Raw genomic sequence first — 25,124 nt, 5'->3', positions numbered from 1 at the left:
AGGCGGCCACCGGTGCATCCGGTGGCCGCCTTCGTTGTGTCCGGCCGCCGTCGCGGCGAACAGAGGCGTTAAGGTGGGGGCCCGCCTCCAGACGTGCTGAGACCGGGAGCCGGACCCCCTGACGAATGCCCCCCGAGACGAAGACTTATCCAGCCTTCCCCCCAACAAGGTTGGAGAACACCGCCAATCCACATAATCGGGCAAACGCTTGCTGAGCGCAATGCCGGCACGGCGGGTTACGTCAAACGCGTTACGGCTGCTGGGTGGCGGGGAAGCTGTGGAACATGGTTCGCTGCGGTCCCGCCGTGCCGCCCAGGTACCGTCCTGCGTCGACAAAGCCGGACCGGCGGTAAGCGGAAAGTCCCGCAGGGTTTTCCTCGTTGACGGAGAGTACGACGCCGGTCTCGCGGCTTTGGTCCCGAACGGTGAGTTTGCGGGCTGCCTCCACGGCCGCTGCCGCCGCCAGGGTCCCCAGCCCCTTGCCCTGGTGCCGCCGGTCGATGAGAAAGCCACGCAGCAGCCAGGCCGACTCGTCGTCAGGCCAGCCGGCAAGCCCCGCGGCCCCCGCCTGCAGCGTCAAGAGGCCGACAGCGGCACCCCCGGCCTCCACGACGTAGGGCCGGCGTGATTCTTCTGCCAGTCCTGCCAGGGCCATTCGCAGCGGGTCGCCCACGAAGCGGTCCTGGCCGGGCAGCAAGGACATGTCCGCGATGGCCCCGAGCTGGATGGCGCGGGCATCGGCGTCCAGGTCCCGCAGCGGGATGAGCCAGACCCAGTCAATGCCCATAGAAGGCACGCTCGAAAACAGCCCGCGCCCGCCGGCTCACCCGCAGGTAATCCTCCTCCAGCGCGGCTGCATGCCCGGGCTCATACCCGCACCAGCGTGCCACGGCCTCCAGGTCACGGCGGGAGGAAGGAAGAAGGTCGGAGGCCTTTCCGCTCCAGATGACATTGGCGGAGCGGATGCGGCTGGCAAGCCGCCAGGCATCCCCCAGCAGCCCGGCGTCGGCAGCATCCAGCAGGCCGAGGTCCGCAGCGGCGGCAAGGGCCACCAGGGTGGACGTGGTCCGGAGCTCCGGATGCTTTCCGGCGTGCTGGAGCTGGATCAGCTGGACCAGCCACTCGACGTCGCTGAGGCCGCCGCGTCCCAGTTTGAGGTGCCGTGCGGGGTCGGCACCGCGCGGCAGCCGCTCAGACTCCACCCTTGCCTTGATGCGCCTGATCTCGCGTACGTCCTGCTCCGACACCGATTCCGGGTACCGGATTGGGTCGATGAGGGAGAGGAAGTCGGCGGCCAGGGTGTCGTCGCCTGCCATCGGCCGTGCGCGCAGCAGGGCCTGGGCTTCCCAGATGAGGGACCAGCGGCGGTAGTACTCCGCGAAGGAGTCCAGGGAGCGCACCATGGCCCCGTTCTTGCCCTCGGGCCGTAAGTCGGCGTCCATCTGGAGGACGCGTTCAGCCATGATAGCCGGCTTCAGCGGCTGGGTGAGCAGGCTGGACACCTTCGCCACGATGCGCGCGGCCTGTTCCTGGGCTTCGGCGTCGGAGAAGCCGGGAAGGGCACGGTGGACGTACATGACGTCGGCGTCCGATCCGTACCCGATCTCGCGGCCGCCCTGGCGGCCCATGGCCACCACCAGGACCGTGGTCTTGAGCGGCCCGCCGGCGGAGACGATGCCTTCCGCCACCCGCAGGGCTCCCAGGACAGCCGCCCGGTCCGTGTCCGCCAAAGCCCTGCCTACCTGGTCCTGGTCCAGGAGGCCAGCCGAATCAGCGATGGCGATGCGCAGGATTTCCCGCCGGCGGATCAGCCGGATGAGGCGCATGGCGCTTTCCGGGTCCGAGTGCCGGGACATCTTGGCGGTGATTTCCTGCCACTGCGCTTCGAAGCCCAGCGGCAGCAGGTCCTTGTCCTGTCCCAGCCATGCCACGGACTCCGGCGAGACCTCCAGGAGGTCTGCGATCAGCCGGGAATTTGAGAGCATGTGGCACAGGCGCTCTGCGGCGGCATTGGAATCGCGAAGCAGGCCGAGGTACCAGTGCGTGGTGCCCAGCGCCTCGCTGATGCGGCGGAAGGCAAGCAGCCCCGCATCGGGGTCCACGCCTTCGGCCAGCCAGTCGAGCAGGATGGGCAGGAGCTGGCGCTGCAGGGCGGCGCGGCGGCTCACGCCCGCTGTGAGCGCCTCGATATGCCGCATCGCTCCCTGCGGATCGCGGTATCCCAGGGCGGCAAGCCGGCCCTGCGCCGCCTCGGGGGTCAGCCTGGCGTCCTCGGTGCTGAGCTTGGCCGCCGAGTTCAGCAGTGGCCGGTAAAAGATGCGCTCGTGCAGTTCGCGCACCGAGCGCTTGGTGCGCTGCCACGCGGACAGCAATGAGTCCGGGGTGGGCCGTTCGTTGGAGAACGGCCCCAGCACGGCCTTGGCCAGGGAGCGCAGCGCCGGCTCGGCCACCGGCATGAGGTGGGTGCGGCGCAGCTGGAACAGCTGGATGCGGTGTTCCAGCAGGCGCAGGTAGCGGTAGGCGTTGTCGAAGGCTGCGGCGTCGGAACGGCCGATGTAACCTCCGGCCGACAGCGCGGCGATCGCGGAGGTGGTGTCCCGCCGTCGTAATGACTCGTCTGCCTTGCCGTGCACCAGCTGGAGCAGCTGCACGGTGAATTCGACGTCGCGCAGGCCGCCGCGGCCCAGTTTGATCTGGCGCTGCTCCTCAGCGGCGGGAATGTGCTCGGTCACCCTGCGGCGCATCGCCTGGACGGACTCAACAAATCCCTCCCGCCCCGCGGAATTCCAGATCAGCGGCGCCACGGCATCCTCGTAGGCCCGGCCCAAAGCGGCATCGCCGGCGATGGCGCGGGCCTTGAGGAGCGCCTGGAACTCCCAGCTTTCCGCCCACCTGGCGTAGTACGTTTCGTGGGATGCGAGGGTGCGCACCAGCGGCCCGGATTTTCCCTCGGGCCGAAGGTTGGCGTCCACCTCCCACAGGCCGGGTTCCCTGGCAACAGAGGAGATGGCGCGGGAGATGCCGCTGGCCAGGGCGGTGCCGATGGTGTTGGCGTGTGCGTCCTCCAGGCTGCCCGGGTCCACCACGTAGATGACGTCGACGTCGGAGATGTAGTTCAGTTCCCGGGCTCCGCACTTGCCCATCCCGATCACGGCCAGGCCGACATCGGCGACCTCGGCAGGGCTGTGCTGCTCCGCCGCTTCGGCCCGGGAGACGGCCAGGGCGGCCTCGATGGCGGCCGCAGCCAGGTCCGCCAGCTCACCGCCCACCGACGGCAGGAAGTCCAGCGGGTCCGCGGCGCACAGGTCCTTGACGGCGAGGTCCACCAGACCCCGGCGGTAGGCCGTGCGCAGGGCCGCGTAGGCCTCCACCCCCGTGGTGGCGGCAACGGGCCTGCCGGCGCGGGGATCTGCCCCGACGGACTGCAGGAGCGTGGCGCGCAGCCGGTCCGGGTCGGCCGGCAGCGGCTCTGGACTGGCCCGGACCCGGAAGGCCTCCAGGTGCTCCGGGTGCCGGATGAGGAACTCCCCCAGCGCCTCCGAGGCGCCGAGGACCCGGTACATGGGCTCGCTGGCCTCCGGCTCGGCGGCGGCCAGGTCGCGCAGCTGCGGATGCTTCTCGATCAGCCGGACCAGGGACTGCAGGGCAGTATCCGGGCTGGCCGCCAGCTGCAGCCCGGCAAAGAGCCTGTCCTGGTCCAGTCCCTCGAGTTCGCGCGCGGCCAGGAAGCGCTCGCCCTTTTCCAGGTCGCTGAATCCGGCCGCGATGAGGCGGCGCGCCAGGCTCACGCCCGGCACCTAGAGAATGCCGAGGTTGCGCTGCAGCTCGTAGGGCGTCACCTGCAGCCGGTAGTCCTGCCATTCGGCGCGCTTGTTGCGCAGGAAGTGCTCGTAAACCTGTTCACCCAGGATCTGCGGCATCAGCTCCGAGTCCTCCATGGAGCGGATGGCGTCGTGCAGGCTTGCCGGCAGCGGATCGTGGCCCATGGCGCGGCGTTCGGCCGAGCTCAGCGACCAGACGTCGTCCTCGGCAGCGGCCGGCAGGTCGTAACCTTCCTCGATCCCCTTGAGGCCGGCGCCGAGCAGGACGGCGTAGGCCAGGTAAGGGTTGGCAGCCGAATCGATGCCGCGGTACTCGATCCGGGCCGACTGGCCCTTGCCGGGCTTGTACAGCGGCACGCGGACCAGCGCGGAACGGTTGTTGTGGCCCCAGCTCAGGTAGCTGGGCGCCTCGCCGCCGCCCCACAGCCGCTTGTACGAGTTCACGAACTGGTTGGTGACGGCGGTGAACTCCGGGGCGTGCTTGAGAATGCCCGCGATGAACTGCCGCGCGGTCTTGGAGAGCTGGAACTCGGCGCCGGCCTCGAAGAAGGCGTTGCTGTCACCCTCGAACAGGGAGAAGTGCGTGTGCATGCCGGAACCGGGGTGGTCCGTGAACGGCTTGGGCATGAAGGTGGCGTAGGTGCCCTGCTGCAGCGCCACTTCCTTGATGACGGTGCGGAACGTCATGATGTTATCCGCGGTCTGGAGCGCATCGGCGTAGCGGAGGTCGATCTCGTTCTGGCCGGGGCCGGCCTCGTGGTGGCTGAACTCCACCGAGATGCCCACTGATTCCAGCATGGTCACGGCGGTGCGGCGGAAGTCCTGGGCCACGCCGCCCGGGACGTGGTCGAAGTACCCGCCTTCGTCAACCGGCACCGGAGCGCCGTTGGGGCCCGGCTCGTGCGACTTAAGCAGGTAGAACTCGATTTCCGGGTGGGTGTAGCAGGTGAAGCCCATGTCCGCGGCCTTGGCCAGGGTGCGCTTGAGCACGTTGCGCGGGTCCGCCGCGGAGGGTTCGCCGTCAGGGGTGAGGATGTCGCAGAACATCCGCGATGTCTGTTCGGTCTCGCCGCGCCACGGGAGGATCTGGAAAGTGGCGGGATCGGGCTGGGCCAGCATGTCCGATTCAAACACCCGGGCCAGGCCCTCGATGGAGGAGCCGTCGAAGCCCAACCCTTCCTCGAAGGCTCCTTCGACTTCCGCCGGCGCCAGCGCCACGGACTTCAGCGACCCCACGACGTCGGTGAACCACAGGCGTACGAAACGTACGTCGCGCTCTTCGATTGTGCGCAGGACAAACTCTTGCTGGCGGTCCATGATGGCCTCTTCTCCGGTCAACGTCCATGCTCCGGGCCCATGCAAGGGGAAAGCCGGCAGCAGTTCATCAACACTGTACTAATCATTCTGCGCCGATGCCGAAGCCTGCGCCGTGCGTAACACAGCATTAACCTTGCGGCGCCTTGATCCTGCCTTTAGTCCACCCCGCGTCCCGTTCCCGGCACCAGTGCTGCCGGCAGCCGCCCCGCCCATGACACACATCACTGCTGGCGGGCCGGGGGGCGCGGTAGCTAGGACGGCCGGTATCGCATTACGCTCATCCCATGGCCTCCAACAGCTCCGACTCCAGCGCGTCCGCAGAAGTACCCGCCCCCTACGGCAGCGGCCCCGGCATGCCCGCCCCGGCCGAACGGAAGCCGGCGAAGGTCCGCGTCCACCACCTCCAGCAGGCCAAGCGCGACGGCACCAGGTTCGCCATGCTTACTGCGTACGAGCAGTACACCGCCGAGATTTTTGATTCCGCAGGCATCGAAGTGCTCCTCGTGGGAGACTCGGCCTCCAACAATGTCTTTGGCAACGAGACCAGCCTTCCGGTGACTGTGGACGAGCTGCTGCCCCTGTGCCGCGCCGTGGCACGGTCCGCCAAACGCGCGCTGGTGGTGGCGGACCTGCCCTTTGGCAGCTACGAGGTCAGCGCCGAACAGGCCGTGGCAAGTGGCGTGCGGTTCCTGAAGGAAGGCCTGGCGCACGCGGTCAAGATGGAGGGCGGGAAGTACTACGCACCGACAGTCCGGGCCATGGTGCAGGCGGGCATTCCCGTCATGGCGCACATCGGCTTCACCCCCCAAAGCGAGCACGCCCTGGGCGGGTACCGCGTGCAGGGCCGCGGCGACGACGCCCAGCGGCTCATTGAGGACGCCCGCGCCCTCGCTGACGCCGGAGCGTTCTGCGTGCTGATGGAAATGGTGCCGGCAGAGACGGCCGCAGCGGTCGATGCGGCCGTGGACGTCCCCACGGTGGGGATCGGCGCAGGCAACGCAACCACCGGGCAGGTCCTGGTTTGGCAGGACATGGCCGGGCTTCGGGGCGGCCGGATGGCCAAGTTCGTGAAGCAATACGCGGACCTGCGCAACACACTGTTCGACGCCGCCACCGCCTATGGCGACGACGTCCGGTCAGGCGAGTTCCCCGGCCCGGAACATTCCTTCTAGGCCGGCACTCACCCGTTTAGTCGTCGTCGCCCTTTTCCCAGGCCTCGTTGCGTGCCTTCACCTTCTCCAGCGCGTGTTCGGCTTCTGCCCGGGTCTTGTACGGCCCAATGAGCTGGCTCCAGTCCGACAGCCGGTCCTCTTCCACCTCGTGGGTTTTGATGTTGAACCAGTACTCAGTCATCGTTGCTCCTTGTTCCGGCGACAGGGGAAGCGCGAGGTGATCCACGTAACACAAACACTTACGCGTGCCTCCGCCGCTTGTCGGTTGTTAGGCGTTCTGCAGTGCCTTATATGATCAATCTATGCCTTCCCTTGCCTCGACTGCACCCATTGGCACCCTCACCCCGGGTACCTTGAGTCCGCAGCGTCCCGTCCCGGCGTCCATCCCCCGTCCGGAGTACGTCGGCAAGCCCGCGCCGGCCAAGTTCACCGGCTCCGAGGTCAAGTCGGCCGAGACCATCGAAAAGATCCGGATCGCCGGGAAGATCGCAGCGCAGGCCATCGTGGAAGTGGGCAAGCACATCCAGCCGGGTGTCACCACGGATGAGCTGGACAAAGTGGGCCACGAATTCCTGCTGGACCACCATGCCTACCCGTCCACCCTCGGCTACCGGGGCTTTCCCAAATCCCTGTGCTCCTCGCTGAACGAGGTCATTTGCCACGGCATTCCGGACAGCACGGTGGTCCAGGACGGCGACATCCTCAACATCGACATCACCGCGTTCATCAACGGCGTCCACGGCGACACCAACTACACCTTCCTGGTGGGTGACGTGGATGAGGAATCGCGGCTTCTGGTGGAGCGCACCCAGGAATCGCTGAACCGCGCCATCAAGGCGGTGGCGCCGGGCCGGGAGATCAACGTCATCGGCCGGACCATCCAGTCCTACGCCAAGCGCTTCGGCTACGGCGTGGTGCGTGACTTCACCGGACACGGAGTGGGCGAGGCATTCCACACCGGGCTGATCATCCCCCACTATGACGCCGCCCCCGCCTACAACACGGTGATCGAAACCGGCATGGTGTTCACCATCGAACCGATGCTCACCCTGGGCACCGTGGAGTGGGACATGTGGAGTGACGACTGGACCGTTGTCACCCGGGACCGCAAGCGCACCGCCCAGTTCGAGCACACCCTGCTGGTCACCGAGACCGGTGCCGAGGTCCTCACCCTGCCGTAACCTGTCCCATGCCCCACGGCATGGCTGCCGGTGCAGACCGGACAACTGTTTTGGGCCCAGCCGGCCCCTTTTCCTGCCCGCCCCTGTCAAGAACGGAATCCCATTGGCCAACAAGGACGAGAAGTCGCACAAGAACGCACCGCTGATCGGCATCGACATCGGTGGTACGGGCATCAAGGGCGGCATTGTCGACCTGAAGAAGGGCAAGCTCCTGGGCGAACGCTTCCGCGTGCCCACTCCCCAGCCTGCCACCCCGGAGGCGGTCGCGGAGGCCGTGGCCCTGGTGGTGGCCGAACTCTCGGCACGCCCTGAGGCCCCGGAGGCGGGCTCCCCCGTCGGTGTGACCTTCCCCGGGATCATCCAGCACGGCGTGGTCCACTCCGCTGCCAACGTGGACAAGAGCTGGCTGGATACGGACATCGACGCCCTCCTCACCGCCCGGCTGGGCCGCCCCGTGGAGGTCATCAACGACGCCGACGCAGCCGGCCTGGCCGAAGCCCGTTACGGTGCGGGCGCCGGGGTGTCCGGCACCGTCCTGGTGATCACCCTTGGCACCGGCATCGGTTCCGCGTTCATCTTCGACGGAAAACTCGTGCCCAACGCGGAGCTGGGCCACCTGGAAGTTGACGGCTTCGACGCCGAATCCAAGGCGTCCGCCGTGGCACGTGAACGGGACGGGCTGTCGTGGGACGAGTACAGCGTCCTGCTGCAGCGCTACTTCTCGCACGTGGAGTTCCTGTTCTCGCCGGAACTGTTCATCGTGGGCGGCGGCATCTCCAAGCGTGCCGACGAGTACCTTCCCAACCTCAAGCTGCGCACGCCGATTGTTCCGGCCGTCCTGCGCAACGAGGCAGGGATCGTGGGGGCTGCGCTGGAAATCGCGCTGCAGCACAAACTGGCGAAATAGGAGTGGTGCCGGTGGCGGCTGCGGCTTCCCCTCCGCTGCCGCCACCGGAGTCTAGAGGGGGCTCTTCTCGGAGCTCTTGGCGCTGGCCGCGCCCTTGGCGTCTTCCTCGGCCTCGTGGCGCAGCAGGGCAATAGCCGTTTCAAAATCCTCGAGGGACTCGAACGCCTGGTAGACGCTGGCGAAGCGCAGGTAGGCCACCTTGTCCAGCTTCTGCAGCGGTCCGAGGATCACCAGCCCAACCTCGTGCGCGTCGATCTCGGCGGCACCGGAGGCGCGGATTTGCTCTTCCACTTCCTGCGCCAGCATGGCGAGGTCGTCCTCGCTGACGGGGCGGCCCTGGCAGGCCTTGCGGACACCGTTGATCACCTTGCTGCGGCTGAAGGGTTCGCCCACGCCGGACCGCTTGATGACAGACAGGCTGGTGGTTTCCACGGTGGTGAACCGGCGGCCGCATTCGGGGCACTGGCGGCGCCGGCGGATGGCCGAGCCGTCATCGGCCATGCGGCTGTCCACAACACGGGAATCGGGGTTGCGGCAGAACGGGCAGTACATGGCGTTCCCCCTTTTCGGTTGTGGTGTGCAACGTCAGTGAAAGCCAACAGCACCGCCGGGGGGCGATGCCGTGGCAACTTTCAGTTTACGGGCAGATGTGGGGTAATAACAATCCTGTAATTACTACATGTAGTGGTGTCAGCCGAGGCCGGGAAAACGGGCCGTGACGGCGTCGCCGTGGGCAGGCAGGTCCTCGGCCCGGGACAGGCTCACAATGTGCCCGCTGACCTCGGCGAGGGCTTCCCGGCTGTAGTTGATTACCTGGATGGCGCGCAGGAAAGTGGTGACGTTCAGCCCGGAAGAGAAGGCTGCGGTACCGCTGGTGGGCAGCACGTGGTTGGAGCCCGCACAGTAGTCACCCAGGCTGACAGGGCTGTAATCGCCCACGAAAATAGCCCCGGCATTGCGGATCCGCGCAGCCACGGCAGACGCGTCCCGGGTCATGATTTCCAGGTGCTCGGCGGCGTAGGCGTCACAGGCGGCGATCCCCTGCTCCAGGCCGTCCACCAGCACGACGCCGGACTGCGGGCCGGACAGCGCCTCCTGCACCCTGGCCGAATGCTTGGTGGCGGCGGTCTGGAGCGCCAGTTCCGCCCGCACCGCCGCAGCCAGCTCCTCGGAATCGGTAATGAGGACCGATGCCGCATTGGGGTCATGCTCGGCCTGGCTGAGCAGGTCCGCGGCAACCAGCGCCGGCTGGGCCGAGTCATCGGCCAGGATGGCGATTTCCGTGGTTCCCGCCTCGGAATCGATGCCCACGACCCCCTTGACCAGGCGCTTCGCGGTGGCCACGAAGATGTTGCCGGGCCCGGTCACCACATCCACGGGTTCCAGAGCCGGACCGGCTTCAGTGGCTTCGACGCCGTAAGCGAAGGCGGCGATGGCTTGGGCACCGCCGATGGCATAGACCTCGGTAATGCCCAGCAGCGCCGCCGCCGCCAGGATGGTGGGGTGCGGAAGTCCCCCGGACTCCTTCTGAGGGGGCGAGGCCAGGGCAATGGATTCCACGCCCGCCGCCAGTGCGGGCACGACGTTCATGATCACCGAGGATGGGTATACGGCAAGGCCACCGGGAACGTACAGTCCCACGCGGGCCACGGGCACCCAGTTCTGGCTCACCACGGCGCCGTCGCCCAGTTCAACGTCCACATTGCGCGGACGCTGCCCGTCGGCGAACTTCCGCGCCCGGCTGATGGATTCCTCTAGCGCAGCCCTGACGGCCGGGTCCAGCTGGTCGAGGGCCTGGGCGATGGCCTCGCGGGGTACCAGCGGGTGGTGCTGCGCCACGCCGTCGAACCTCTCGGCAAGCTCGGCCAGGGCAGCAAAACCGCGCTGCCGGACGTCGGAGATGATCTGCAGGACCTTGTCCTCGGCGTCCGCCACGGTCTGGCCCTTGGCGCGGGGAACAGCCGCGCGCAGGGCTGCGAGGGTGAGGTTGCGGCCCCGGAGATCGATGGTGCGGAAGTCGACGGCGGCTGTCACGGGGGCGGGAAAATCCGGGGAAGTGGTCACCCGTCTATTTTACGGGGCTGATGGTGCCGCCGGTTCCGGGACCGCCGGTTTGGGGCTTCCTGCCCGCCGCGCCCACCAGTTCCAGGACGAAGACCGGCACGGCCGTGGCGGCCGGCCACAGCAGCAGCACCGGCCACGCCCGCAGTGAGAAGGCAATGCTCGCGTTGGCGGAGGCATCCACTGCCGGACCCCACAGCCGGGCTGCCAGGATGCCTGTCCCCCAGGCCACCAGGCTCCCCGCCGCCGCTCCGACCAGGCCGGCCAACAGCGCCGCCTGCGGGTCACGGCGCTTGCCATCTGCCAGGAACACGGCCAGCAGGCAGCCTGCCAGCACCAGGATGCCGGCGAGGGTGAGGTCGCGCGGCAGCCAAACCAGGGGTGCGGTGCCGGAAGCCAGCGCAGGATCGCGCGTAATCAGGTTCAACCCGCCCGGGGCCAGGAGCCACCAGAGGAGGCCGGCCGGAATTCCGGCCGCCGCCGGGACCAGGAGCAGGGACCATGGCAGCGGCCGCCCGGCAGGGCCGGCGAAGTTTGTCATGCAACACACCTTAACAAAGGTTCCTGCAACGCCATCCTGCGTGCTGACGGCGCCGCCGGTTTTCCCGCCATGACCGCTGGCCAATACGCTTGGAGGAAGAGTTAAGCCCCCTAGTCCAGGAGTTTCGGTGACAGAGAAAAGCGAGCCGTTCGAGCAGACCTTCAGGGAGATGTTCCGCCGGCACGCTGCGGGCGTCGCGATCATCACGGTGAACTACCAGGACGAGCCCTACGGTTTTACTGCCACCTCCGTGGCATCGCTGTCCGCCAAGCCGCCGCGCTTCACCTTCAACATGGCCCGCAGTTCCAGGTCCTGGCCAGCGGTGGCCAACACGCAGTATCTGGGCGTGCACATGCTCGGGCTGGAGAACCAGGAGCTGGCGGCACGCTTCGCCCGCCCGGGCAACCGGTTCGAAGGCAACCACTGGGAGGCCGGCCCGCACGGGGTGCCCATCCTGAAGGATGTCGCCGGGTGGCTGATCGGCGAGGTGCAGATGCGGCTGTCCTTCGAGAACAACGCCGTGGTGGTGGTCCAGGTGGTGGACGGCCAGGTAGGCGGCGAGGGGTCCCCGCTGCTGTACCACGGCGGCGCCTACGGGCAGCCGGTGCCGCTCGATTACGAAATCTAGCCCCGGCTGGACCGGCCCACAACAAAAGTCGCGGACGACGGCGGGAGGTGCCTCCCGCCGTCGTCCGCGTCTTTTTCAGGCGTTCAGGTCTTTCAGGCGTCCAGTGTCTCAGGCATCCAGGCAGGCCGGGCCCAGCAGGACCTTCAGGTCGCCGAACAGCGACGGGCTGGGGTTGACCCGGAGGTGGACGGGCAGGCCCATGATTTGCGTGCGCGTGTCGCCTTGCAGGTGCAGCCTGACCTCCGAGTTGCCCCGGTGGGTGCGCAGCACGTCGCCCAACTCGGTGACCACGGCTTCCGTGGCCTTGTGGGTGGGCATGGTGATCACCAGGGGCCCGTGCAGCCCCTCACTGAGGTCCGGCACGGACAGCTCCATGCAGTTCAAGGTGATGGCGCCGTCGTCGCGTTTTTGCAGCCGGCCCTTGACCACCACAATCAGGTCCTCGGCAAGCACGGATGCGATCGGTCCGTAGACCTGGCCAAAGAACATGACCTCGATTGAACCGCCCAGGTCCTCCACCTCGGCCCGCGCGTAAGCGTTGCCGCTGGCTTTGGCGATACGCCGGCTCAGGGAGGTGATCATGCCTGCGATGGTGATGATGGCGCCGTCCTGCGGTCCGTCCTCACCCAGGATGGTGGTGATGCTCATTTCGGCATGCTGGCTGAGGAGCCCCTCGAGGCCCTGCAGCGGGTGGTCCGACACGTACAGGCCCAGCATGTCCCGTTCGAAGGAGAGCTTGTCCTTTTTCTCCCACTCGGGCAGGTCCGGGATCTCGATGCTCAGCGAAGCCTCCGATTCGGCCTCCTCGAAACCGGCGAAGAGGTCGAACTGGCCGATGGCCTCGTTGCGCTTCAGGGTGATGACGGAATCGATGGCTTCTTCATGGATCATCGCCAGCGCGCGGCGGTGGTGGCCCAGCGAGTCGAAGGCCCCGGACTTGATCAGGGATTCGATGGTCCTTTTGTTGCAGACCACCGCCGGGACCTTCATCAGGTAGTCCTTGAAGGAGGTGTAGGCGCCTTCGCTCTCGCGTGCGCTGACCATGGCCTCGACGGCGTTCGCACCCACGTTGCGGATGGCGCCCATGCCGAAGCGGATGTCGTTGCCCACCGGGGTGAAGTTCAGGGCGGACTCGTTGACGTCCGGCGGGAGCACCGTGATGCCCATGCGGCGGCACTCGTTCAGGTAGATCGCCGACTTGTCCTTGTCATCGCCCACGGACGTGAGCAGCGCCGCCATGTACTCGGGCGCATAGTGAGCCTTCAGGTACGCCGTCCAGTAGGAGATCACGCCGTACGCTGCCGAGTGGGCCTTGTTGAAGGCGTAGTCGGAGAACGGGAGCAGGATGTCCCACAGGGTCTTGACAGCCTCCATGGAGTAACCGTTGTCCTGCATGCCCTGCGAGAAGCCGGCGAACTGCTTGTCCAGTTCCGACTTCTTCTTCTTGCCCATGGCGCGCCGGAGGATGTCTGCCTGGCCCAGCGAGTAGCCGGCCAGTTTCTGCGCCACGGCCATCACCTGCTCCTGGTACACGATCAGGCCGTACGTTCCGCCGAGGATCTCCTTGAGCGGTTCCTCCAGCTCAGGGTGGATGGGGATGACTTCCTGGATCCCGTTTTTGCGCAGCGCGTAGTCGGTGTGGGCATTGGCTCCCATGGGGCCCGGCCGGTAGAGCGCCAGGACGGCGGAAATGTCTTCGAAGTTGTCAGGCTTCATCAGCTTCAGCAGCGACCGCATGGGCCCGCCGTCGAGCTGGAACACGCCCAAGGTGTCGCCGCGGGCCAGGAGCTCGTACGACGCGGCGTCATCGAGTTCCAGGTTCTCGAGGTCCAGGTCGATCCCCCGGTTCATCTTGATGTTCTCGAGGGCGTCGGAAATGATCGTCAGGTTCCGCAGGCCCAGGAAGTCCATCTTGATCAGGCCAAGGCCCTCGGACGTCGGGTAGTCGAACTGGGTGATCACCTGGCCGTCCTGGAAACGGCGCATGATGGGGATGACGTCGATGATGGGGTCCGAGGACATGATCACGCCGGCGGCGTGCACGCCCCACTGGCGCTTCAGGCCTTCAATGCCCAACGCCGTCTCAAAGACTTTGGCAGCCTCGGGGTCGGTGGCAATCAGTTGCCGGAAGTCCCCCGCTTCGCTGTAGCGCTTGGCCTCCGGGTTCTGGATGTCCGCCAGCGGAATGTCCTTGGCCATGACGGCCGGCGGCAGTGCCTTGGTGAGCTGCTCGCCCATGCTGAAGGGGTAGCCCAGCACGCGGGAGGAGTCCTTGAGGGCCTGCTTGGTCTTGATGGTGCCGTACGTGACGATCATCGCCACACGCTCGTCACCGTATTTGCGGGTCACGTAGTCGATGACCTCCGAGCGGCGCCGGTCATCGAAGTCGACGTCGAAGTCGGGCATGGAGACGCGGTCCGGGTTCAGGAACCGTTCGAAGATCAGGCCGTGGCGCAGGGGGTCCAGGTCGGTAATGCGCATCGCGTACGCCACCATGGAGCCTGCACCGGAGCCACGCCCCGGACCTACGCGGATGCCGTTGTTCTTGGCCCAGTTGATGAAGTCTGCAACCACCAGGAAGTAGCCCGGGAAGCCCATGGAGGTGATGACGCCGAGTTCGTAGTCCGCCTGCTTGCGGACCTCGTCCGGGACACCCCCCGGGTAACGGTACTGCAGGCCCTTGTCCACTTCCTTGACCAGCCAGGAGGTCTCGTCCTCGCCGGGCGGGCAGGGGAACCGCGGCATGAAGTTGGCGTCGGTGTTGAACGACACCTCGCAGCGCTCGGCGATCAGCAGGGTGTTGTCGCAGGCATCGGGGTGGTCGCGGAACAGCTCGCGCATCTCGCGCGGGGACTTGAGGTAGTAGCCGCTGCCGGAGAAGGCGAAGCGGGACCCGCCGTTGTCATAAGTGGGTTCCAGCAGCGTGGAGCCCGACTGAATGGCCAACAGGGCCTCATGGGCCTTGGCGTCGTGCTCGTGCGTGTAGTGGAGGTCGTTCGTGGCCACCAGGGGCAGGTTCAGGTCCTTGGCGAGCCGCAACAGGTCGCCGGTGACCCGCCGTTCAATGTCCAGCCCGTGGTCCATCAGCTCGCAGAAGTAGTTCTCCGCGCCGAAGATGTCCCGGAACTCGGCAGCGGCCTCCAGTGCTTCGCGGTACTGGCCCAACCGGAGCCGGGTCTGGACCTCGCCGGACGGGCAGCCCGTGGTGGCGATGAGGCCCTCGGAGTAGGTGTTCAGCAGTTCCCGGTCCAGCCGCGGCCACTTGCCGAATACTGAGTCCAGGGAGGCGATGGATGAAGCGCGGAAGAGGTTGCGCATTCCCACGTTGTTGTAGCTCAGGAGCGTCATGTGGGTGTAGGAGCCACCGCCGGAGACGTCGTCCTTGCGCTGCGATTCATCGCCCCAGCGCACGCGTTCCTTGTCCGTCCGGGCGGTCCCGGGCGTCACATAGGCTTCGACGCCGATGATCGGCTTGATGCCCTTGGCATTGGCCTTCTGCCAAAAGTCGAAGGCACCGAACAGGTACCCGTGGTCTGTTGTGGCGAGGGCCGGCATGCCGAGCCGCTCGGTTTCGTCGAACAGCTCCCCCAGGCGGGCAGCTCCATCCAGCATGGAATATTCGGTGTGGGTGTGCAGATGGACGAACGAATCATGGCTGGAACTCACCGGACTATTCTAAGCGCTGCCCCGGCCCTGCCAGGGCCAGGCGCGGTGTGTCAGGCGTTGCCGGATTCCAGAACGTCCAGGGCGTAGGCCAGGTCCTGTGGATAGTCGCTGGTGACAGTGACCCGCTCGCCCGTCACCGGGTGCTCGAAGGACAGTTCACGGGCATGCAGCCACTGCCGGGTGAGTCCCAGGTTCGCAGCCAGCCGGGGGTCAGCGCCGTATGTCAGGTCACCGGCGCAGGGGTGGCGGAGCGCGGAAAAGTGGACCCGGATCTGGTGCGTGCGCCCGGTTTCGAGGTGGACTTCCACCAGGCTCGCCTTGCCGAATGCCTCCAGGACCTCGTAATGGGTCACGGAGGCGCGGCCGTCCTCGATGACGGCGAAGCGCCAGTCGTGCCCGGGGTGGCGGCCGATGGGGGCATCGATGGTGCCGGTCAGGGGGTCGGGCAGGCCCTGCACCACCGCGTGGTACACCTTGTCCACGGTGCGCTCCTTGAAGGCCCGTTTGAGGGCGGTGTACGCCCGCTCTGACTTGGCCACCACCATCACACCCGAGGTCCCGACGTCGAGCCGGTGGACGATGCCGGCACGCTCGGGAGCGCCAGAGGTGGAGATACGGTAACCGGCAGCGGCAAGCCCGCCCACGACGGTGGGGCCCACCCAGCCTGGCGAGGGGTGGGCTGCCACGCCGACAGGCTTGTCGACGACGACGAAATCGTCATCGTCGAGCAGTATTTTCAGGCCTTCCACAGCTTCCTCCACGACTTCCAGCGGGTCCCGACGTTCGGGGACGGTGACGTCGAGAACCTCCCCCGCCACGAGTTTTGCCGACTTTGCCAACGCCTTGCCCTTGTTCAGCACGTGGCCTTCCGCCAGCAGGGACGCGGCAACGGAACGGGACACGCCGAGTACGCCGGCCAGTCCGGCGTCGGCCCGTGTTCCGCCAAACTCTTCGGCGACGACGATGCGCTCACTCATGGTCGGGCTTGTCCTTGTGTCCGGTCCCGAGCCGCGTTCCGTCGAGGGCAATCCCCCGCAGGGTGAGGATGCAGATGATGGCTACGGCGGACACCACGGCGGAGTCGGCGATGTTGAAGATGGCGAAGTTGGGAAGCTGGATGAAGTCCACCACGTGTCCCATGCCAAATGACGGCTCACGGAAAAGCCGGTCGGTGAGGTTGCCCAGGGCGCCGCCAAGCAGCAGGCCCAATGCGAGCGACCACCAGGCCGAGCCCAGCCGGCGGACCTGGAACAGGATGGCGATGGCGACACCGGCCATGATGATGGAAAACACCCAGGTGACGTTCTCGCCAATGGAAAACGCCGCACCTGAATTGCGGATGAAATACCAGTGGAGCAGTGGTGGCAGCACCGGGATCCGCTCGCCCTCCACCATGGTGGAGGTTACCCAGAGTTTGGTCAGCTGGTCCAGGACATAGGCGAACACCGCGAAGCCGGCAAACAGGGACAGCAGGAGTGCCCGGCGGGGGCGGGGCGAGGGAGGGACAGGGCGTGCCGCGCCTGCGGCAATTTCGTCAGTCATGGTGCTTTCAAATTTGGGGGGGGAACTGGGCGTCAATGCCAAAAGCCGGCGGCCGAGGAATCCCCAGCCACCGGCTTTCAGAATACGTGCTGCCAGGCTTAGTTCGCTTCGCTGACTTCCGGCGTCGCAACGGAGCCACGGGCATCCAGGTCGCGGAGCTGGCCTTCGATGTAGGCCTTCAGGCGTGAACGGTAATCGCGTTCGAAGCCGCGGAGCTGTTCCACCTTGCGTTCCAGGACCGAGCGCTGCTGCTCGAGTGCGCCGAGGATCTTGCGGGACTTTTCCTGGGCGTCGTTGACGAGGCTGCTTGCTTCGATCTGCGCCTCGGCGATGATCTTGTCCTTCTGCGCCTGTCCGTCGGCGACGTGGCGGTCGTGCATCTGCTGTGCCATGGCAAGCAGGCCGGCTGCGGACTCGGCGGAAGTGGAGACGGCAGCTGCGGGCGCGGCCGGTGCGGCGGCAGCCGGTGCAGCGGGCTGGACGTCCTTCTTCTTGGTTTCGGCGGCCTTGGCTTCTGCTTCTGCCTTCTCGCGGGCCTCGTCCTTGTCGGCCTTGACCGGCGCGGGGACCTTCTCCACCACTGGTGCGGCAGCGGAGCTGGCCGGCACGCTGGAACCGGCTTCGGCGAGCTTCTTGCGGAGCTCGTCGTTTTCCTGGTTCAGGCGGCGGAGTTCGACGACGATTTCGTCCAGGAAGTCGTCAACCTCGTCCTGGTCATAGCCCTCGCGGAACTTGGTGGGCTGAAAGCGCTTGTTGACAACGTCTTCTGGCGTCAAAGCCATCTGGTCACCTCACTGGTCTGGTTAGTCAGTAGGCCTTCCGGCCGTCAAAACTACGGTACCTAAATTTGGTCTGCTTACTCTAATTCAACACTGCAGTGTCAAACCGGAGGTTTCTTCGCTTTACAGTAGCCGCTCAGAAGCGGAACAACCTGCATTGCGGGTCTAATTGCCGGCTCAGGCCAGGCTCCTGGTGACGCTCATCGCAATGCTGACGCCAATGAACAGGATCAGGAAGCCCAGGTCCAGCGAAATACCGCCGAGCCGGAGCGGCGGAATGAGCCGCCGCAGTCCCTTGAGCGGAGGATCCGTGATGGAGTACACGGCGTGGGCCACCACCAGGGCCGCGCCCCGTGGACGCCATTCCCTCGCGAACATCTGCACCCAGTCGAACACCAGGCGGATGATGAGGGCAACAAAGAACAGCAGCAGGGCGAGATAGAGAAGTCCGAAAACAATTCCCATGACTTATTTCATATCTCCATATTCGTGCGGCACGTCCATGATGGGCGCCGCTGTTGTACTGCCGGTGTCTTCTCTATTTCAGCACAGATGCCAGACAGGTGTCCCTGCCTGGCATCTGACGAGGCCTGATGTTCAGCTCTGGTTGAAGAAACTGGCCTGCGTATCGCTGGCCTTCTTGTCGTCACCGATCACTTCGACATACGAGGGTGAGAGCAGGAACACCTTGTTGGTCACCCGCTCGATGCTGCCTCGGAGGCCGAAGACGAGTCCGGCGGAGAAGTCCACCAGGCGCTTGGCGTCAGCCTCACCCATGTCCGTGACATTCATGATCACCGGAATGCCGTCCCGGAAGCTTTCACCGATGAGCTTGGCATCGTTGTAGGAGCGCGGGTGGATGGTCGTGATCTGGCGCAGACCGGTATTCTCTTCGCGGCTTGAGGCCGCACGCTTAATAGGGGTCACAGGGGCGCGGTATTCCTCTTCAGGGGCGTAGGACGCCTCGCGGCTGACTTCGCGGACCGGTGCCGGGGCACGGCGTTCCTCGCGGTCAACTTCCATGGGTTCGTCCTCATCCTTACGTGTGGTCTGTTGCTCGGGCTCGTAATGCTCATCGCCATCGGCGAGCCCAAGATAGATCATTGTCTTGCGCAGAGCGCCGGCCATGGTCGACTCCTAATCCTGTCCCGTAAGCGGGCCGCCCAATGACTTGACAGCACTGAAGTCCCCCGCCCATCACTTCCAATAGCTCCGACGCTACCCCACGGCAGGACGGGAACCGAGAATATCGGAACCGATTCGCAGGTGTGTCGCCCCAAACTTGATGGCTGCTTCGAGATCCTGGCTCATGCCTGCGGAAATGGCGGTTGCAGCGGGGTAAGCCGCCACGAGCCGGGCGGAGATCCCGGCAAGCTTTTCGAACGCCGGCTCCGCCGGGACCCCCAGCGGAGCAACCGCCATCACGCCGGCGAGGTTCAGGCCCGCAGAACGGGTGATTCCTTCTGCCAGGAGCGGCACAGCGGCGGGCGCTGCCCCACCGCGGTGCGTGCCGTCGTCGTCCGCTGGATCTTCGAGGTTGACCTGGATGAAGCAGTCCAGCGGGGCGCGGCCGCTGGACTCGATCTCATTCCGCACGGCTTTTGCCAACGCATCCACGAGCTGCGGCCGGTCCACCGAGTGGACAGCGGAGGCATAGCGTGCCACGGACTTGGCCTTCTTGGTCTGCAGCTGGCCAACGAAATGCCAAGTGAGGGCCAGGTCGGCAAGTTCCAGCGCCTTGGCGGCGGCTTCCTGGTCGCGGTTCTCACCGACATCTTTGATTCCCAAGGCTGCAAGCCGCCGGATGTCCTGCGCAGGGTGGAACTTGGTGACCACGATCAGGGCGGGCAGCCGGTTGCTGCGGCCCGCACTTTCAGCCGCCGTGGCGATCCGGGAGCGTACCGCGGCAAGCCGCTGGGCAAGTTCTTCGGTACGCGCGTCTTCAGTTTGGCCCTGCCCGGGAGCCGACAGATCAGTCATGGCACCAGACCAGTCCGGCAAAACGGCCTGTGTCCCGGTCCCGGCGGTATGAATAGAGCGTTTCAGTCTCAAGGGTGCAGTCCCCTGCGTATTCCACGTCCACGCCAACGGACTCAAGCTGGCTCCTAGCGCCGGCAGGGAGGTCAAGGGCTGGTGTACCCCAGGACGTAGTGCTCCAGGTCGCGGGAACCATGTTTGCCACGCCATCGCGCAGGGCGGCTGGAACTTCGTAGCAGGACCCGCAGATTGACGGCCCCAGCCAAGCGCGGATCCGGGTAGCGCCAAGAGACTCCATGCTCTCCACCGCGGCGGGCAGGATACCGTTCGCGACGCCGGGGCGGCCTGCATGCACTGCGGCAAGGACCGGACCGTTCCCGGACTCCCCCGCCAGCAGCACCGGGATGCAGTCCGCCACCATGACCGCCAGGGGCAGTCCGCGGGACACCATGGCGTCGGCCTCAGGGGCCGGTGACTCCGCGTCCATCAGCACAACCGTGGTGCCGTGCACTTGGTTCATGAAGCGCAGCGACTGCGGTCCCACACCGATGGACTGCTCCAGGCGTGCTCGGCGCCCCTGGACCCTGGCGGGATCGTCCCCCACGTGCAGGGCCAGGTTTCCTGCATCCACATTGGTGAATGCGGCCGACACCCCGGGCAGGATGTCGGCACGCCAATGGAACAAGCCGCCGCCTACTTCAGGAAGTCGGGGACATCCAGGTCATCCGGGTGGTTGCCGGTAAGGTCCGGCTCCACCACGGAAGGCAGGTCGACATCGAAGCCCGAATCGGCAGGGACGGCAGAGGGACGCTGCTGGCCCCAGTTGCTGAGTCCCGCAGCGCCGATACCGGCGTGGAGCGGCTGGACGTTCTGCTGGTGGTTTCCGTTGCCCTGGTGGTTTCCGTTTTGCGGGTGGGCCGAGGCCGGAGCGGCTGCAGGGGCAGCGGGCCGCTGCGGGGCGGCCTGCGGCTGGGACTGGTCCATGGAGGGCGAGGTGGCCTTGACGTCGTCGAACCCGGCCGCGATCACTGTCACGCGCGCTTCATCGCCAAGGGCGTCATCGATGACGGCGCCAAAGATGATGTTGGCTTCGGGGTGGGCCACTTCCTGGACCAGCCGCGCGGCCTCGTTGATTTCGAACAGGCCAAGGTCGGAGCCGCCCTGAATGGACAGCAGCACGCCGTGGGCGCCGTCGATGGATGCCTCCAGCAGCGGCGAGGCGATGGCCAGTTCAGCAGCCTTGACGGCACGGTCTTCGCCCCTGGCGGAGCCAATGCCCATGAGGGCTGAGCCGGCGCCCTGCATGACGGACTTAACGTCCGCGAAGTCGAGGTTGATCAGGCCCGGCGTGGTGATGAGGTCCGTGATGCCCTGGACACCGGAAAGCAGCACCTGGTCAGCGGAGCGGAACGCGTCAAGGACGGACACGTTGCGGTCGCTGATGGAGAGCAGGCGGTCGTTGGGGATCACGATCAGGGTGTCCACTTCGTCGCGCAGGGCATCGATGCCCGCCTCCGCAGAACCGGCACGGCGGCGGCCCTCGAAAGTGAAGGGGCGCGTCACCACACCGATGGTCAGGGCACCAAGCGAGCGGGCGATGCGGGCAACGACAGGCGCGCCGCCGGTGCCCGTGCCGCCACCCTCGCCGGCGGTGACGAAGACCATGTCCGCGCCGCGGAGGACTTCCTCGATTTCGTCCGCGTGATCCTCGGCGGCCTGCTTGCCCACCTCGGGGTTGGCGCCGGCGCCCAGGCCGCGGGTCAGCTCGCGTCCGACGTCGAGCTTCACGTCCGCGTCGCTCATCAGCAGGGCCTGGGCGTCGGTGTTGATGGCAATGAATTCAACACCCCTGAGGCCGACCTCGATCATGCGGTTGACTGCGTTCACGCCACCGCCGCCGATGCCGACGACTTTGATGACGGCCAAGTAATTCTGCGGAGCTGCCACGTTACGTGTCCCTTGTTCGTGTCTTATTGCGAAAACTGATGGAGAGCTTGAAGCCTGCAACCTTAACCTTCGAGTTGAAGGTTATAGTTATGTCAAGTAACTCTTGTCTGTGACGGTATTTCCTCTGGTGCACACATTCAATAACCGGGTCCGCGTGTCGGATTAATACCGGGAAAGAAAGCGCTCAGCGCGTCACGGGGTGCCGGGGCACACTGACATCGTAGACCTTGACGGGGTTCTTCGGATCCGCCGGAGCCTTGAGGAGCGCGGCCAGGACCTTGGCCTTGAGTTCCTTCTCCGAGGCGTTGCCCCACACGATGATCTGGCCGTCCACGAGCTTGAGTTCGACGGCATCCACGGACTGCGCGGACGCATTGGACAGCTTGGCCAGCACATCGGCAGGCAGCGCACCCAGGACTGCCGCGGTGGCGCGGAACAGGTCCTGCCCGATCGCCCCGGCGCCGCCGTCGATCACGGGCAGGGACGCTGACGCCGGATCGTCGGTGGTGCCCAATCGCACGCCGTCGACGTCCACCAACTGGTACTGCTCCCCCTGTTTGACCAGGGCCACCGGTACCCGCTCGTGCACGGCGACGGCAAGGGTGGATGGCGGGCGCGCCTCGACGGAGACGGATTTCACCTGGATCAGGGAGCCGAGCAGCCCGCGCACATCATCGTCGCTGATCTGCGGCAGGGGCTTGCCGCGGAGGGGCTCCAGCGCCGCCTGCACCTGCTCCGGGGTGACCAGGCGGGTGCCGGAGACTGAGACGGTCTTCAGGGCCAGGACAGGTGAGTAGATTGCGGCAGCCAGCAGTGCGGCCACCAGCGCAATCACGGTTCCGACGGCGAGCACGACTTTCTTCCGCCGCCGCCGGCCCTTTGGCTCCGGAAATGCCAGGACGGTTGCCCCGGCAGGTTTCTGCTCCTGCGCCGGCTTCTGCGCGGGTTTCTGCGCGGGTTTCTGCGCCGCCTGGTCCGGTATGCTGCGCGACGCGGTGATCACATCCCCGCCGGCGCCGCCGGGCACCTCTTCCGGCCCGCTGTCCCCCGGCCGGGGCGCGGGGCGGCTGTTCCGTTTAGGCGGGGCGTAGGTGGGGCGGCGGGAGCTAGGCATGGAGTGCCTCCACGATTCGGGGCCCGTAGGCAGTGACGTCTCCTGCGCCGACGGTGAGGACGACGTCCCCTTCACCTGCCGCTGCGGCAAGCGTCTCCACCGCCTCATCGGCGCTGACCAGCCGGCCGCCCTGGGTGAGGTGGTCGGCAATGAGCTGGCTGGTGACCCCGGGAATGGGGTCTTCCCTGGCGGGGTAGATATCCAGGACCAGGGCGGTGTCGGCCAGGTTGAGGGCCGCGGCAAACTCTGCCGCGAATTCGCGGGTGCGTGAAAACAGGTGTGGCTGGAAAAGGACATGGACCTTGTTGCCGCCCGCCACCGAACGGGCTGCGGTCAGGGCCGCACGGACTTCAGTGGGGTGGTGGGCATAGTCGTCAAAGACCCGCACCCCACGCGCCGTGCCCTTGAGCTCGAAGCGCCGGGACGCGCCGGCGAAGTGGGCCAGGCCCTCGGCCGCGGCTGCCGGGTCCACGCCGAGTTCAAGGGCCACGGCAAAGGCGGCCGCGGCGTTCAGGGCGTTGTGGCGGCCCGGAACCTGCAGCGACAGGCCGTAGCGTGCACCGCCTGTTGCCACCGCAACCTGGCCCGGGCCGCCGTCGTCCAACCTGACGTCCGCCGTCTCGCCGGTGCCGTACAGGACCACCCGGGTGTTGCCCCGCTCCCTGGTCCGTTCGGCCAGGGCCAGCGCTCCCGGATCGTCCGCGCAGGCTACCAGCAGGCCGTCCGACGGCAGCAGCTCAGTGAACCGGTCGAACGACTGGTAGACGGCTTCCGCGGTGCCGTAGTAGTCGAGGTGGTCAGGCTCAACGTTGGTGACGACGGCGATGCGGGGCCGGTAGTTCAGGAAGGAGCCGTCCGATTCGTCTGCCTCGGCGACGAAAATTCCTGAGGTCCCGTGGGCTGCGTTGACCCCAAGCGCGGGAATATTGGCTCCCACGGCGAAGCTGGGATCCAGGCCGGCTGCCCGCAGCAGGACGGTGATCATCGACGTCGTGGTGGACTTGCCGTGCGTTCCGGCCACGGTCACCACTACGTCATCGCCCATGGTGGCCGCCAAGGCCTGCGAACGGTGCAGCACCGGCAGCCCTGCGACCCGTGCCGCCGCCAGTTCAGGATTGTCTTCCCGGATTGCCGATCCGGCCACGACGGTCTGCGCGTCGCCCAGGTTTCCGGCTGCGTAACTCACCGCGATGCGTGCCCCGGCCGCAGCGAGGTCTGCCATGACCGGCAGATCCTTGGCATCGGAGCCGCTGACGGGGACACCACGGGCCACCATGATGCGGGCCACGGCGGACATGCCTACTCCCCCGATGCCAATGAAGTGCACCTTTCCAAGGGAGTCCAGGCCGGGCAGGTTGTGGGGGCTCATGCTGATACCGCTTCCAGGACAAGACCAGCCATGCGCTGGTCGGCGTTTCGGATGCCGAGCCGGTAGGACTTGGCTTCCATGGCGGCGAGCCGTGCTTTATCAGTGATCAGCGGGATCAGCTCGCGCTTGACCCATGCAGCCGTGAAATCGCGGTCTGCCACCAGCAGCGCGCCGCCTGCGGCCACCAGGCCCTTTGCGTTCAGCGCCTGTTCCCCGTTGCCGATGGGCAGGGGCACCAGGACTGCCGGGACCCCTACCGCTGCGACCTCGGACACCGTGGCCGCCCCGGACCTTGCCAGCAGCAGGTCGGCGGCAGCATAGGCAAGTTCCATTCCGTCGATGTACTCCACCTGCCGGTACCCCTTGGCCGTGAGGGGCCGGCCGGCCTGGTCCAGGACAGTTTTGCCCCGGCCGGTGATGTGCAGGGTCTGGACGCCCGCTTCGGCAAGCAGGCCGACCGCCGCTGCGATGGTCCGGTTGATGCTTTGCGCGCCTGACGAACCGCCGGTGACGATCAAGGTGGGCTGTTGGGGATCAAGCCCCAGCGCCTCCCGCGCGGCAGTACGGGCGGTCTTCCGGTCAAGGCTGGAAATCTCCCTGCGCATAGGCATGCCAACATGCGCGGCGTTGCGGAGCGGTGTGCCCTCAAAGGCCACTGCCACCCGTCCGCCCAGGAAGGCTCCCACCCTGTTGGCCAGTCCGGGGCGCGCGTTCGCCTCGTGGATCACGATGGGTGTGCCGCGCTTCCGCGCCGCCAGGTACATCGGGGTGCAGACATATCCGCCCACGCCCACCAGTACGTCGGCCTGCGCCCGGTCGAGGATGGCTCCGGCCTGGCGTACGGCGCCGGCCAGCCTGCCGGGCAGCCGGAGCAGGTCCGCGGACGGCTTCCGCGGAAAAGGTACGCGGTCAATTGTGGCGAGGTCCACGCCTGCGGCGGGAACCAGCCGGGTTTCCATGCCCGCGGGCGTCCCCACGGCCAGGATGGCGGCATCGGGAGCATCGCTGCGGATGGCGGCGGCGATGGCGAGCAGCGGGCTGATATGGCCGGCTGTTCCGCCGCCCGCCAGGACGATGGAGGGTTTTGTCGAAGTCATCTGGG

The 25,124-nt window shown here is 66.6% G+C and carries 23 protein-coding genes; 4 read left to right on the top strand and 19 right to left on the bottom strand.

Going from position 1 to position 25,124, the window contains the following annotated elements; all coding sequences use genetic code 11:
- Window positions 1–250: 250 nt before the first annotated feature.
- Genes LFT46_RS08235 through glnA form a run of 3 tightly spaced genes read right to left on the bottom strand, consistent with a single transcriptional unit; the run spans window position 251 to window position 5,138 of the window.
- Window positions 251–787 (bottom strand): GNAT family N-acetyltransferase, encoded by a 537-nt coding sequence (locus LFT46_RS08235; protein WP_236821792.1) that lies wholly within the window; start codon window positions 785–787, stop codon window positions 251–253.
- Window positions 777–3,788 carry a bifunctional [glutamine synthetase] adenylyltransferase/[glutamine synthetase]-adenylyl-L-tyrosine phosphorylase gene (locus tag LFT46_RS08230; RefSeq protein ID WP_236821791.1) on the bottom strand — a complete coding sequence of 1,004 codons (3,012 nt, stop codon included), beginning with the start codon at window positions 3,786–3,788 and terminating at the stop codon, window positions 777–779. Before LFT46_RS08230 ends, LFT46_RS08235 begins: the two co-directional genes overlap by 11 nt.
- Before the next feature lie 9 nt (window positions 3,789–3,797).
- Entirely contained in the window at window positions 3,798–5,138 is a 1,341-nt protein-coding gene (gene glnA, locus LFT46_RS08225) for a type I glutamate--ammonia ligase (RefSeq protein WP_141160830.1), read from the bottom strand.
- A 284-nt stretch (window positions 5,139–5,422) separates the two neighbouring features.
- On the opposite strand from glnA, the gene panB reads away from it, so the two are divergent.
- The gene (panB, locus tag LFT46_RS08220) at window positions 5,423–6,310 is read left to right on the top strand and encodes a 3-methyl-2-oxobutanoate hydroxymethyltransferase (RefSeq protein ID WP_236802039.1); all 888 of its coding nucleotides are present in this window, start codon (window positions 5,423–5,425) and stop codon (window positions 6,308–6,310) included.
- 16 nt (window positions 6,311–6,326) lie between these two features.
- Here panB and LFT46_RS08215 read toward each other — a convergent pair whose 3' ends face one another.
- Window positions 6,327–6,491, bottom strand: coding sequence for an SPOR domain-containing protein (locus LFT46_RS08215; protein ID WP_110544584.1), 165 nt, complete (start codon window positions 6,489–6,491; stop codon window positions 6,327–6,329).
- A gap of 121 nt (window positions 6,492–6,612) precedes the next feature.
- Between LFT46_RS08215 and map the strand changes: the two genes are divergently transcribed.
- A complete protein-coding gene (gene map, locus LFT46_RS08210) occupies window positions 6,613–7,491 on the top strand; it encodes a type I methionyl aminopeptidase (protein ID WP_236821790.1) in 879 nt (292 codons plus the stop codon).
- Between the two features lie 103 nt (window positions 7,492–7,594).
- Window positions 7,595–8,398, top strand: coding sequence for a polyphosphate--glucose phosphotransferase (gene ppgK / locus LFT46_RS08205; RefSeq protein ID WP_236802037.1), 804 nt, complete (start codon window positions 7,595–7,597; stop codon window positions 8,396–8,398).
- Window positions 8,399–8,449: 51 nt separating this feature from the next.
- On the opposite strand, the gene nrdR is transcribed toward ppgK, so the two are convergent.
- The 3 genes from nrdR to LFT46_RS08190 all read right to left on the bottom strand — a co-directional run bounded on the left by nrdR (window position 8,450) and on the right by LFT46_RS08190 (window position 11,000).
- Window positions 8,450–8,950 (bottom strand): transcriptional regulator NrdR, encoded by a 501-nt coding sequence (gene nrdR, locus LFT46_RS08200; RefSeq protein ID WP_236821789.1) that lies wholly within the window; start codon window positions 8,948–8,950, stop codon window positions 8,450–8,452.
- Between the two features lie 138 nt (window positions 8,951–9,088).
- Window positions 9,089–10,462 (bottom strand): histidinol dehydrogenase, encoded by a 1,374-nt coding sequence (hisD, locus tag LFT46_RS08195; RefSeq protein ID WP_236821788.1) that lies wholly within the window; start codon window positions 10,460–10,462, stop codon window positions 9,089–9,091.
- Window positions 10,463–10,466: 4 nt separating this feature from the next.
- A complete protein-coding gene (locus tag LFT46_RS08190) occupies window positions 10,467–11,000 on the bottom strand; it encodes a hypothetical protein (protein WP_236821787.1) in 534 nt (177 codons plus the stop codon).
- 127 nt (window positions 11,001–11,127) lie between these two features.
- Here LFT46_RS08190 and LFT46_RS08185 point away from each other — a divergent pair, with 127 nt between their 5' ends.
- Window positions 11,128–11,628 (top strand): flavin reductase family protein, encoded by a 501-nt coding sequence (locus LFT46_RS08185; protein WP_236802033.1) that lies wholly within the window; start codon window positions 11,128–11,130, stop codon window positions 11,626–11,628.
- A 108-nt stretch (window positions 11,629–11,736) separates the two neighbouring features.
- Here the strand turns inward: LFT46_RS08185 and dnaE are convergent, their stop codons facing one another.
- From dnaE to murG, 12 genes are all read right to left on the bottom strand, one after another.
- Window positions 11,737–15,294: a DNA polymerase III subunit alpha gene (gene dnaE / locus LFT46_RS08180; protein ID WP_236821786.1), complete on the bottom strand. Its 3,558-nt coding sequence runs from the start codon at window positions 15,292–15,294 to the stop codon at window positions 11,737–11,739.
- Between the two features lie 50 nt (window positions 15,295–15,344).
- A complete protein-coding gene (locus LFT46_RS08175) occupies window positions 15,345–16,271 on the bottom strand; it encodes an RluA family pseudouridine synthase (RefSeq protein WP_236821785.1) in 927 nt (308 codons plus the stop codon).
- A complete protein-coding gene (lspA, locus tag LFT46_RS08170; protein WP_236821784.1) occupies window positions 16,264–16,836 on the bottom strand; it encodes a signal peptidase II in 573 nt (190 codons plus the stop codon). The genes LFT46_RS08175 and lspA overlap by 8 nt, the downstream gene beginning before the upstream one ends.
- 98 nt (window positions 16,837–16,934) lie before the next feature.
- Entirely contained in the window at window positions 16,935–17,618 is a 684-nt protein-coding gene (locus tag LFT46_RS08165) for a DivIVA domain-containing protein (protein ID WP_236821783.1), read from the bottom strand.
- Window positions 17,619–17,792: 174 nt separating this feature from the next.
- A complete protein-coding gene (locus tag LFT46_RS08160) occupies window positions 17,793–18,080 on the bottom strand; it encodes a YggT family protein (protein WP_142134322.1) in 288 nt (95 codons plus the stop codon).
- Between the two features lie 132 nt (window positions 18,081–18,212).
- Window positions 18,213–18,743 carry a cell division protein SepF gene (locus LFT46_RS08155; protein ID WP_141160844.1) on the bottom strand — a complete coding sequence of 177 codons (531 nt, stop codon included), beginning with the start codon at window positions 18,741–18,743 and terminating at the stop codon, window positions 18,213–18,215.
- A 90-nt stretch (window positions 18,744–18,833) separates the two neighbouring features.
- Window positions 18,834–19,595 carry a YggS family pyridoxal phosphate-dependent enzyme gene (locus LFT46_RS08150; protein WP_236821782.1) on the bottom strand — a complete coding sequence of 254 codons (762 nt, stop codon included), beginning with the start codon at window positions 19,593–19,595 and terminating at the stop codon, window positions 18,834–18,836.
- The gene (locus tag LFT46_RS08145; protein WP_236821781.1) at window positions 19,588–20,277 is read right to left on the bottom strand and encodes a polyphenol oxidase family protein; all 690 of its coding nucleotides are present in this window, start codon (window positions 20,275–20,277) and stop codon (window positions 19,588–19,590) included. The genes LFT46_RS08150 and LFT46_RS08145 overlap by 8 nt, the downstream gene beginning before the upstream one ends.
- An 8-nt stretch (window positions 20,278–20,285) precedes the next feature.
- Window positions 20,286–21,539, bottom strand: a complete 1,254-nt coding sequence (ftsZ, locus tag LFT46_RS08140; protein WP_236821780.1) for a cell division protein FtsZ — start codon at window positions 21,537–21,539, stop codon at window positions 20,286–20,288.
- A 184-nt stretch (window positions 21,540–21,723) separates the two neighbouring features.
- The gene (locus LFT46_RS08135; RefSeq protein ID WP_236821779.1) at window positions 21,724–22,653 is read right to left on the bottom strand and encodes a cell division protein FtsQ/DivIB; all 930 of its coding nucleotides are present in this window, start codon (window positions 22,651–22,653) and stop codon (window positions 21,724–21,726) included.
- Window positions 22,646–24,022, bottom strand: coding sequence for a UDP-N-acetylmuramate--L-alanine ligase (gene murC, locus LFT46_RS08130; RefSeq protein WP_236821778.1), 1,377 nt, complete (start codon window positions 24,020–24,022; stop codon window positions 22,646–22,648). Before murC ends, LFT46_RS08135 begins: the two co-directional genes overlap by 8 nt.
- Window positions 24,019–25,119, bottom strand: coding sequence for an undecaprenyldiphospho-muramoylpentapeptide beta-N-acetylglucosaminyltransferase (murG, locus tag LFT46_RS08125; RefSeq protein WP_236821777.1), 1,101 nt, complete (start codon window positions 25,117–25,119; stop codon window positions 24,019–24,021). The genes murC and murG overlap by 4 nt, the downstream gene beginning before the upstream one ends.
- Between the last annotated feature and the right edge of the window lie 5 nt (window positions 25,120–25,124).

It is taken from the genome of Arthrobacter sp. FW306-07-I (genome assembly GCF_021800405.1).
Taxonomy (GTDB): Bacteria; Actinomycetota; Actinomycetes; order Actinomycetales; family Micrococcaceae; genus Arthrobacter.
This window is presented reverse-complemented; position numbering and strand designations above follow the sequence as displayed.

Excerpts from the sequence above, each read along its gene's own strand:
- LFT46_RS08215 (WP_110544584.1), bottom strand. The coding sequence starts at position 6,491 with ATGACTGAGTACTGGTTCAACATCAAAACCCACGAGGTGGAAGAGGAC.
- lspA (WP_236821784.1), bottom strand. The coding sequence starts at position 16,836 with ATGACTGACGAAATTGCCGCAGGCGCGGCACGCCCTGTCCCTCCCTCG.
- LFT46_RS08175 (WP_236821785.1), bottom strand. The coding sequence starts at position 16,271 with ATGAGTGAGCGCATCGTCGTCGCCGAAGAGTTTGGCGGAACACGGGCC.
- LFT46_RS08165 (WP_236821783.1), bottom strand. The coding sequence starts at position 17,618 with ATGGCTTTGACGCCAGAAGACGTTGTCAACAAGCGCTTTCAGCCCACC.
- map (WP_236821790.1), top strand. The coding sequence starts at position 6,613 with ATGCCTTCCCTTGCCTCGACTGCACCCATTGGCACCCTCACCCCGGGT.
- glnA (WP_141160830.1), bottom strand. The coding sequence starts at position 5,138 with ATGGACCGCCAGCAAGAGTTTGTCCTGCGCACAATCGAAGAGCGCGAC.
- LFT46_RS08160 (WP_142134322.1), bottom strand. The coding sequence starts at position 18,080 with ATGGGAATTGTTTTCGGACTTCTCTATCTCGCCCTGCTGCTGTTCTTT.
- LFT46_RS08150 (WP_236821782.1), bottom strand. The coding sequence starts at position 19,595 with ATGACTGATCTGTCGGCTCCCGGGCAGGGCCAAACTGAAGACGCGCGT.
- LFT46_RS08190 (WP_236821787.1), bottom strand. The coding sequence starts at position 11,000 with ATGACAAACTTCGCCGGCCCTGCCGGGCGGCCGCTGCCATGGTCCCTG.
- nrdR (WP_236821789.1), bottom strand. The coding sequence starts at position 8,950 with ATGTACTGCCCGTTCTGCCGCAACCCCGATTCCCGTGTTGTGGACAGC.
- murG (WP_236821777.1), bottom strand. The coding sequence starts at position 25,119 with ATGACTTCGACAAAACCCTCCATCGTCCTGGCGGGCGGCGGAACAGCC.
- panB (WP_236802039.1), top strand. The coding sequence starts at position 5,423 with ATGGCCTCCAACAGCTCCGACTCCAGCGCGTCCGCAGAAGTACCCGCC.
- LFT46_RS08135 (WP_236821779.1), bottom strand. The coding sequence starts at position 22,653 with ATGCCTAGCTCCCGCCGCCCCACCTACGCCCCGCCTAAACGGAACAGC.
- LFT46_RS08155 (WP_141160844.1), bottom strand. The coding sequence starts at position 18,743 with ATGGCCGGCGCTCTGCGCAAGACAATGATCTATCTTGGGCTCGCCGAT.
- LFT46_RS08235 (WP_236821792.1), bottom strand. The coding sequence starts at position 787 with ATGGGCATTGACTGGGTCTGGCTCATCCCGCTGCGGGACCTGGACGCC.
- murC (WP_236821778.1), bottom strand. The coding sequence starts at position 24,022 with ATGAGCCCCCACAACCTGCCCGGCCTGGACTCCCTTGGAAAGGTGCAC.